We start from the raw sequence: 9,776 nt of genomic DNA, 5'->3' as shown, positions 1-9,776 counted from the left end.
TATTAATCAAATGGATAAATTTGCAGTTCTCTATGATAAAAACAGTGACGATTCTGTTAATTATAATAGTGTGACTTTGGGTGGTGGAAAAACTGACGGACAAGTCGCTCTGCGTAATGTCAAAGATGGAGATATTTCTGCAGAATCGCATGACGCTATCAATGGTAGCCAGATTAATACGATATCCCAAAAGGTAGCGGAATTTTTTGGTGGTGGTACAAAATTTGAGAATGGTGTTTTTAGAAAACCGAGATATCAGATAACTACTATTGATGAAAATAGTCAGGAAATCGAACATCGGGAATATAATGATGTTGGATCAGCTTTGTCAGGGCTTGATATGAATATCAGGCATGTTAATAATCATCTCATTAATGCGATAAATGACGTTGCTAATTATTTTGGTGGTGGTGCTGGATATGATGAGGAAGGAGAATGGCATGCTCCCATCTTCAAGGTTATCCAATTTAATGCTAATGGCGCTATCAAAAAGCCTTATGATAATGTTGCTGATGCTTTTGAAGGTGTGAACGATACTTTTAGTGCAATTCACAATCAAATCACTAATATAACAGAAAATAGTCTTGTTAAGCAGGATGGAGAAGAAGGTCTTATCACTGTTGGTAAAGCAACCGGTGGTACAAAAATCAGTATTGCAAATAAGAATGGTGATGCTCGTACAATTTCCGATGTGAAAGACGGAACACTCTCTAAAGCATCAACTGAAGCAGTAAATGGTTCGCAGCTCTTTACCATTAATCAGAATATTACCAATGAGCTGACAACAATTGCTCAAAATACATCGGAATATTTTGGTGGTAGTACGGATGTACTTGAAGGTATAGCACCAACCTTTGTTATTAATAATGAGGCATATCATAATGTTACGGATGCTTTCACTGGTGTGAATATTTCTATCAAGAATATTGATGATAAGATTATTGACATGAAAGAAAATAATCTTGTGCAACAAGACAGTGTATCAAATATTATCACCATTGGTGCGAAAACAGCTGGTACTGAAATCAATATTGCAGGATATGGCAAGATAGCGCGTTCTATTTCCGGTGTAAAAGCAGCTGAGCAGGGCGATGAAGCTGTTAACAAAGACCAACTTGATAAAAGCATAGAGAAGATTTCTAAAGATATTGAGATAGCAAGTGCTGCTGCAGTTCTATACGATAAAGATGCAAATGGTGGTATCAATTATGGCAGTGTAACCTTGGGAGGTAAGGAAAATGTTGGACCAGTTGCTCTCCTGAATGTAAAAGATGGCGGAATTTCTGAAGCATCGCATGATGCAATTAATGGAAGCCAGATTAATAAAATATCTACAGATATTGCAAAGTACTTTGGTGGTGGTGCAAAATTTAATAACGGTACCTTTAGCGGGCCAAAATATAGTTTATCTGTTATTGTTGAAGATGGTAAGGTAGCACAGGCTAATTATTATGATGTTGGTTCAGCTTTGACAGGGCTTGATAATAATGTCAAAAGTGTAAATAGCCGTATCACAAATGTAGTTAATAATTTTACTGAGGAAATTCAGGGTCTCTCTAAAGATGCTTTACTTTGGAGTGAAGATGATCAGGCATTTGTTGCACTTCATCAAAAAGGTGGAGAGAAAACAAAGAGTAAACTTACGTTCCTTTTAGATGGTAAAATTGCTGCTAACTCGACCGATGCAATTACTGGTAACCAGCTTTATCTTATGAGTACTCAGCTTGCTAATTATTTTGGTGGTGGTGCTAAGTATGAGAATGGGCAATGGACAGCTCCTGATTTTAAGATTGTACAATTCAGTGCAAATGGTACTGTTGGTGAAAAGACGTATAATAATGTTGCTGATGCTTTTGATGGTGTTAATAGCGGGATGGTAAACATACATAATCGTATTAATGAGATCAAAAATAATATTGATTCAGATGTTTTACACTGGAACAAAGATAAAGAAGCCTATGATGCGAGTCATGGTGGTCGACCAAGTAAGATTATCAATGTAGCTGATGGTATAATTGCAGAAAATTCGAAAGATGCAGTTAATGGCGGTCAGCTTTGGAAAACCAATGAGCGTATTACGGATGTTGAAAATCATGTTGAGATTCTTGATAAGAGGGTTGACAATATTTCGAATACGATTGGTGATATTGGTGATACAGTTATCAATATTGAGAATAAGGTTAACGACATTGCTGAAGATGCTGTTCGTTATGACAGAGATAGAAATGGCAAAAAAACCAACAAAATCACATTAGTAGGTGGTGATGCCAGTGAACCTGTTATGATTGATAATGTCGCTGATGGTAACATTGAAACAGGTTCGAAAGAAGCGGTAAATGGTGGGCAGCTCCATGATTATACGCAAGAACAGATGAAAATCATTCTTGATGAATCGAAGCATTACACAGATCAACGGGTAAACAATATCGTTATTGATGCGATTGACGATGCCGTTGAACGCGCTAACAACTATACCGATATGAAGTTTGAAGCTTTAAGTTATGACATTAACAGTGTACGTCAAGAAGCAAGGCAAGCGGCAGCTATTGGTTTAGCAGTGTCTAACTTACGCTACAATGATACACCTGGAAAACTAAGTGTCGCATTTGGTGGTGGTTTATGGCGCAACCAATCGGCAATAGCTTTTGGTGCTGGTTATACATCAGAGAAAGGGGATATCCGTTCTAATTTATCTGTTACCAGTTCAGGAGGTCATTGGGGCATAGGAGCAGGATTAAGTTTAACACTGAACTAATCATTGAAACGAAATACCTTAACAAAACTTTTTTTCACCCTTGTCGTATTAGGCAGGGGTGAAATGCTTTTTATAGACGTAAAAGAGTGCAAATGTTTTTACAGAACACATCATTAAATACAGTTGGTAAAAGTATTACGGAGATATATCTCTCAGTAGATAATGAAAATTTTTTTGCTGTTTAATTATATCTTCTATAAATCATAAATATGGTAGATTAGTCTATTGGTAACCATACTATAGAGAAATGTACTCTAAAGTAAGAAAGGTTATAAAACAATTATGGCAAATCATTTTGACTCGAAGCGTTTACAAATATTCAAAACAATATTGATACTTCTTAAAATCAGAAATCATTTTAAAAGTAAGAAAATCCTATATTATTCCTTCAGTATAAATATGTCTTTTTGATGTTTTAATATGTTATTAGTTTTTTATTGTGGGCGTTATGAAAAACTTATATTCAATGCAAAATTTACTTAAAGTGGGGCCATAAAAATTGCAATAATTTCGCTTTTATCGAATGTTTCTTCTGCAAGCTCTAGTGTAGCAGTAAGGGAGATGGTGTTAATGGTTCTGTTTCTATGTCTGCGCAACATCAAGCATTCGATTATTATTCAACGGCATTGGTTCCTATTGTAACTGTCGGTGCTGAAGGCATGCAAGCACATAATATCGATAAGGGGGATGTTTTAGGCTCTAGATCTAAAGTTGATATCTTAAATTATGATACTAATACTGTTAGTAACAGAGAACAAGAAAGTGGTAAGGATTCTACTGCTCTTTGTCCAACATCGAAGACTACAGCTACACATCAGGATACTATTGCTATAGGAGGGATTTTTGCTAAAGCCAGTGCTACTAGCGCTTTAGCGATAGGCTTTGAAGTATCTCCTAACAAACCAGAGGAACATACTAAAACGTAGAGAGTATTTCTATGTCTATGAAACACGGTGCAAGCGCTTTTGGACATCGTGCATATGCAACAAGTCGGAAAAGTTTGTCTATAGAGTTCTATTCAAGGGCAAAGGTAGAGACAGGTGTAGCTTTAGGTGCTCACTCTATAGTTTATATTTCTAAGGGTATTGTGGGATATAGCCCTCTCTTACAGTATATTAAAGAAAGTGAAAAACCTCAATGGAAAAGTACACTTGGTACTGTTAGCATGAATGATTTTTCTGAGCAAAAAAACCGACAGATTGTAGGGGTAGCATCTGGTAGAAATTTTTCTTTTGACTGTTGACGGTAAAAATACTCAAGCTGTTCTTATAAACCAAGAAGTAGATTTTTCTTCTGGAAGTGAAAATTTCAAAATTACAAAAAAGAAGCGAATAGCTTTGCTTCCTATAATGTCAAAGATGGAGAAATTTCTGAAAATTCGCATGATGTTGTCAATGGTAGCTAGATTAATAAAATATATGGAGATATTGCCAGTTACTTTGGTGATGTACCTCATTCGAGGATGGGGCCTTTAAAGGTCAAAAATATAGTTTATCTGTTATTGTTAAAGATGTTTAGGTAGAAAAAGCGGACTATCATGATGTTGGTAATGCTTTGACAGGGCTGTCAAAAGTATGAATAATCGTCTAACAAATGTAGCCAATAACTTTAAGCAGAAAATTGAAGGTGTCTCTAAAGATGCTTTATTATGAGATGATGAAGAACAGGCATTTGTTGCACGTCATGAAAAAGATGGACAGAAGACAAACAGCAAGCTTAAGTATCTTTTAGATGGTGAGATTGCTGAAGGTTCAACGAATGCTATTAAGAGCAACCATCTTTATATCATGAGCAATAAACTTGCTGCTTATTTTGATGGTTGGCTAAATATGAAAATGGCAAAAAAGTCAACAAAGCTACTCTGAAAGGTAACAACGAAAGTGAATCTGTTATAATTGATAATGTTGCTGATGGCCGCATTGAATAAGGTTCGAAAGAAGCTGTAAATGGTGGTCAGCTCCATGATTATACTGAGCAGCAGATGAAGATCGTTCTTGATCAATCAAAGCACTACATAGATAAATGTGTAAACAATATCGTTATCGATGCTATTGATGATGCCGTTGAACGTGTTAACAACTATACCAACATGAAGTCCGAGGCTTTGAATTGTCGCATAGAATTTAAATTATAGCATAGAAAATGTACGGAAAGAAAAAAACAGGCCGCAGCTTTTAGTTTAGCAGTGTTTAATTTACGTTACAATGATACACCTGGAAAGCTAAGCCTTGCATTTGGTAGCGGCTTATAGAGCGGACAATCTGCATTTGCTTTAGGTGCTGGTTATTTCTTCTGAGGATAGAAAAAACCGCTCCAACCTCTCTGCAACGAGTTCTGGTGGTGATTGGGGTGTAGGTGTTGGCTTAATTTAACACTGAACTAGAGAAGCAAAAAACTTTTCTTAAAGATGCTCCTTGCCCCTGCTTCATCAAAACAGGGGCATTTTAGTAAAAAGCTTTCATAAATCCTCTAATCAAATAAAAAATCTTATTCACGAAAAATAAATTGATGTCTAAACGGATGATCAATAGGCACAAAAATTATATCTCTTTCAAAGAGGTCAAAACTAAAAACGACACACAACCTTTGATAGAAAAATGAAATCAATTCTAATATTAAGTGTTTTTTTTACCTTCCTTAAATTGACTTTCACGAACCTGTCCCTAATTACTCTCTAAAAGCGCTGTAGAAACAACAGCTTATGTCTTAATTTATTTATGTCCTAAAACACGCTGTAAAAGCAGGAACACGCAAGGGAAATAGGAAAACTTTAGAGTTCTAGAGCATACCTTTTTTGTGTTTTAATCTATTATTATGAGGGGGGATTATGAAAAAATTATATACTACACAAAATCTGCGTGATTTGAGTTTTTCTTGTTCACATTATCGATCATCATTGTTTAAAGCAGCTTCGTTGGGAACTGCGGTGGCATTGTTTTTATCGAATGCTTCTCCTGTTTTTTCAGCAAATCTCGATTTAACAAAAGCATCTCTTGAAAGTATGAAGAATGCCGCTGTGCTTTATCCGCAAAGCATTGTCTCTGCGTATGATTACTATGATGGTGATAAGGAAAATTATTTAACAGCATTGAATGTGGCAATAATGCCAAAAGTTGACGCTTCTGATGACAATGCAAATTTTTTAACCAAAACCCTTTCTGGTATAAGTAATGATGATCCTATTGTGAATGTTTTGAGGGCAGATGGCAAAAACTCATTGGAAAGAACATTAGATACAGGCGGGCAATATAAAAAATTGATCATCAGTTCACAGGATGGTGAGAATACAGCGATTATTGATGCATTGAATCCTTCGCGCAATGAATCTATGGCTAGAATGCAGCGCGATACAGGCATGCAACGTGACGTACAGGGTACTAATGTCATATTTGGTAATGATATAACAAAGTCCGAAAAACTCCATAATAGTAGTGATATTACTGCTCTTGGTGCCAAAATAACAGTAAACGCCGTAGATTCGGTTGCTGTTGGTTATGGTGCGCAGGTGGATAATAGCATTACTGTTGCTGTAGGTCATTTGGCGTACGCTGTAGGTAAAAAAAGTATTGCAATAGGTGGTGAAGGTAGATGGGCTGATAACCCGATCCCCCCTGAGGGACGTACAATAGCGACGGGCGAAGAATCAATTGCTGTTGGACATCGTGCTAAGGCGAACAGTGTGAAATCTGTAGCTTTTGGTGCTTATTCAAAAGTGAATGTAGATTCAGGGGTTGCGATTGGGAGCGAGTCTGTGGCTGATGTTGCTGCTGGCGCTATCGGTTATGATCCTTACATTAAAGGTCCTTCACAGTCTGACAACTTTGCATGGAAAAGTACGCTAGGTGTGGTGAGTGTTGGTGATGCTAAATCAGAGAAAACGCGCCAGATTGTAGGAGTGGCAGCTGGTACTGAATTGCATGATGCCGTTAATGTTGCACAGCTAAAAACGTTACAATCATACGTAGACCAAGGTTGGACACTATCTGTTGGGGGTGAAAATGCTAAAGCCATTGGTATAAAAGATACGGTAGATTTGTCAGCTGCAAGTGACAACCTTACGATTACAAAAGGTGCGGAAGACAATAATGTAAAATTTGATCTAGCAGATAATATTACAGTGAAGCGAGTTACCGCTGGAAGAAGCTCTATGAGTGATGATGGCATTATGTTTGCTGATGGGGCTAGAATAACTGTGGATGGTATTGATGCTGGCAATAAACAGATTACAGGAGTGGCAGCCGGGGAAGACCCTAATGATGCAGTGAATTTTGCGCAGCTACAAGAGATAAAAAATCAAATAACAGGAAATAGTCTTGTTAAGCAAAATGGTGGAGAAGAAGGGCGTATCACCATTGGTATAGCAACAGGTGGTTCTGAAATCAATGTTGCAAACAAATCGGGTGAAGATAGGATAATTTCCGGTGTGAAGGCGGCTGTAAACAATAATGACGCTGTTAATAAACAACAGCTTGATGGTCAAATTGCAGATGTTGTTGACACCATAAAAAGCAATAGCCTTGTTAAGCGAGAAAAAGAGACAAATCGTATCACCATCGGTAAGGAAATAGATGGTACAGAGATTAATATTGCAAACAAATCAGGTGGAGAGAGAACAATTTCTGGTGTGAAAGCAGCAGTTAAGGATGATGAGGCCGTTAATAAAAAACAACTTGATGGTGAAATTGCAGATATCACGGACAGTATTAAGGTCATTAAAGAAGCAAATAACTTTGCAGTTCTCTATGATAAAAATGCAGATGGCACCATTAATTATAATAGTGTGACTTTGGGTGGTGATAAGACTACGGCACCAGTTGCTCTCCATAATGTACAAGCTGGTAGAATTGCAGAAGGGTCGAATGATGCCATCAATGGTAGTCAGATTAATAAAATATCTGGAGCTATAGCAAACTACTTTGGTGGTGATGCCTCATTCGAGAATGGTGCTTTTAAAGGACCAAAATATAGTTTATCTGTTATTGTTGAAGATGGTAAGATAGCAAAAGCTAACTACTATGATGTTGGCTCAGCTTTGAGTGGGCTTGATGCAAATGTAAAGAATGTGAATGATCATTTAACAAATGTGACAAATGATTTTACACAAAAAATCAATAATATTACTCAAGAAGTCAAAGGGGATGCCTTGTTGTGGAGCAAGGAAGAAGAGGCATTTGTAGCACAACATGGAGAGGAAAAAACCAATAGCAAAATTAAGTTTCTTGCCAATGGAGATATTTCTGCTAACTCAACAGATGCTGTGAATGGTTCGCAACTTTATTTGATGAGTAATCAGCTTGCTGCGTATTTTGGTGGTGGTGCTGGATATGTGGATGGAAAATGGATTGCTCCTACCTTTAAGATAGCGCAATTCAATAATGACGGTAGCTCTGGTGGGAAGAAGAGACATAATGATGTAGAGAGTGCTTTTGACGGCGTGAATGAGAGTATGTCCAAGATAAACGACCGCATTCAAAATGTCGAAAACAATGTTTCATCTAATGGTTTAAATTGGAATGAGCAGAAAAAAGCCTATGACGCTAGCCATGATGGTCAACAAAGTAAGATTATCAATGTAGCAGATGGTAAAATTGCAGAAGGTTCAAAAGATGCAATCAATGGCGGACAGCTTTGGCAGACCAACGAACGTGTTACGGGTGTTGAAAAAGATGTTAAGCATCTTACCAACAGAGTCGACAATATTTCCACTACGGTTACGGATATTGGTGAAACGGTTTTCAATATTGAAAACAGAGTTGATAATATTGAGAACACGGTTAATAATCTTTCTGATGGTGCAGTTAACTATGATAAAGATGCTGATGGTAAAAAGACCAATAAGATCACTCTAAAAGGTGGGAATGAAAGCGAACCTGTTATGATTGATAATGTTGCTGATGGGCGCATTGAAAAAGGTTCGAAAGAAGCTGTTAATGGTGGTCAACTGCATGATTACACTGAGCAGCAGATGAAGATCGTTCTTGATGAAACAAAGCATTACACAGATCAACGGGTGAATAATATCGTTATTAATGCCATTGATGATGCTGTTGATCAGTCTCAGCAATATACAGATATGAAGTTTAATATTTTAAGTTATGACATTAATAGTGTACGCAAAGAGGCAAGGCAAGCAGCAGCCATTGGTTTAGCAGTATCCAACCTACGTTACTTCGACGACCCAGGATCTTTGAGTATCTCATTTGGTAGTGGCACATGGCGTGGACAATCCGCATTTGCTCTTGGTGCTGGTTATACATCTGAAAACGGAAAAATCCGCTCTAATCTTTCTGCAACGAGTGCTGGTGGTCATTGGGGAGTAGGAGCAGGAATTACTCTGAAGCTGAGATGATAAAGAAAAAAACTAATATTATTATAAGAAAACGAAACATCTGGATAAAAATTCTATTCACCCTTATCTTATTGGGTAAGGGCGAAGGTTTTGCAGATGAAGATAAGAGTGTTTATACAATACACCCACCTCATTTGTCTATTCCAAGTGGGGCTCCTGGTGAAACACGTCGAATTATTATGCAATTTTATCATTGGACTTTGATTTGCGATGAAAAACAAAAGTTTAAGAAAGACGTTAAGCAAAGTATTAGGCAAGGTATATGTAATGTAACGCAAACCGTCCGTGATGAAAAAGATAACACTATTTTTAGTTGGTCTCTTGCTTCTACGAAAAATGGTCAAGCAGTAATGCTTTTTCGAGCATTGCCAAATGCTGATACAAATTTTCCTATTCGCATGTTTGTAGAAGGCATTAAGAAGCCTGTCCTCATTGATTATAGGCAATGTAATCAAATGGTTTGTTTGGGACAATCTCCTGTAGGACCAATTTTAAGTAAACAGATAGAGCAGGGGAAGGAAGTACGCATTTCTTACAAGCTAAAAGAGGGAAAGACATTTTCTTTTATTGTACCATTTAAAGGACTGAGTGCCGCACTTTATTCTTTACAACGGTAGACTACTGTGTAGCTTTTAGCAAGTATTTTGTAGATACAGAGAAAATGATATTCAG

At 37.2% G+C, this 9,776-nt stretch carries 5 protein-coding genes and 1 pseudogene; all 6 read left to right on the top strand.

The window, feature by feature from the left end; genetic code table 11:
• On the top strand, positions 1-2,755 hold a 2,755-nt coding region (locus MCS_RS02655; RefSeq protein WP_154645801.1), incomplete at its 5' end, for a Vomp family autotransporter.
• A 584-nt stretch (positions 2,756-3,339) separates the two neighbouring features.
• Positions 3,340-3,681, top strand: a complete 342-nt coding sequence (locus tag MCS_RS02650; protein WP_004855373.1) for a hypothetical protein — start codon at positions 3,340-3,342, stop codon at positions 3,679-3,681.
• 11 nt (positions 3,682-3,692) lie between these two features.
• The gene (locus tag MCS_RS02645) at positions 3,693-3,998 is read left to right on the top strand and encodes a hypothetical protein (RefSeq protein WP_004855368.1); all 306 of its coding nucleotides are present in this window, start codon (positions 3,693-3,695) and stop codon (positions 3,996-3,998) included.
• A gap of 96 nt (positions 3,999-4,094) precedes the next feature.
• Positions 4,095-5,138 (top strand): annotated as a pseudogene (locus MCS_RS08615) (YadA-like family protein); the annotation flags it as partial.
• 444 nt (positions 5,139-5,582) lie between these two features.
• Positions 5,583-9,104 (top strand): Vomp family autotransporter, encoded by a 3,522-nt coding sequence (locus tag MCS_RS02635; protein ID WP_004855361.1) that lies wholly within the window; start codon positions 5,583-5,585, stop codon positions 9,102-9,104.
• Entirely contained in the window at positions 9,101-9,721 is a 621-nt protein-coding gene (locus tag MCS_RS02630; protein ID WP_004855357.1) for an invasion associated locus B family protein, read from the top strand. The genes MCS_RS02635 and MCS_RS02630 overlap by 4 nt, the downstream gene beginning before the upstream one ends.
• Positions 9,722-9,776: the final 55 nt, after the last annotated feature.

The organism is Bartonella doshiae NCTC 12862 = ATCC 700133, assembly GCF_000278155.1.
Taxonomy (GTDB): Bacteria; Pseudomonadota; Alphaproteobacteria; order Rhizobiales; family Rhizobiaceae; genus Bartonella; species Bartonella doshiae.
The sequence above is the reverse complement of the archived record's forward strand: the minus strand, read 5'-3'. Positions and strand labels throughout refer to the sequence as shown.

Excerpts from the sequence above, each read along its gene's own strand:
- MCS_RS02630 (WP_004855357.1), top strand. The coding sequence starts at position 9,101 with ATGATAAAGAAAAAAACTAATATTATTATAAGAAAACGAAACATCTGG.
- MCS_RS02650 (WP_004855373.1), top strand. The coding sequence starts at position 3,340 with ATGTCTGCGCAACATCAAGCATTCGATTATTATTCAACGGCATTGGTT.
- MCS_RS02635 (WP_004855361.1), top strand. The coding sequence starts at position 5,583 with ATGAAAAAATTATATACTACACAAAATCTGCGTGATTTGAGTTTTTCT.
- MCS_RS02645 (WP_004855368.1), top strand. The coding sequence starts at position 3,693 with ATGTCTATGAAACACGGTGCAAGCGCTTTTGGACATCGTGCATATGCA.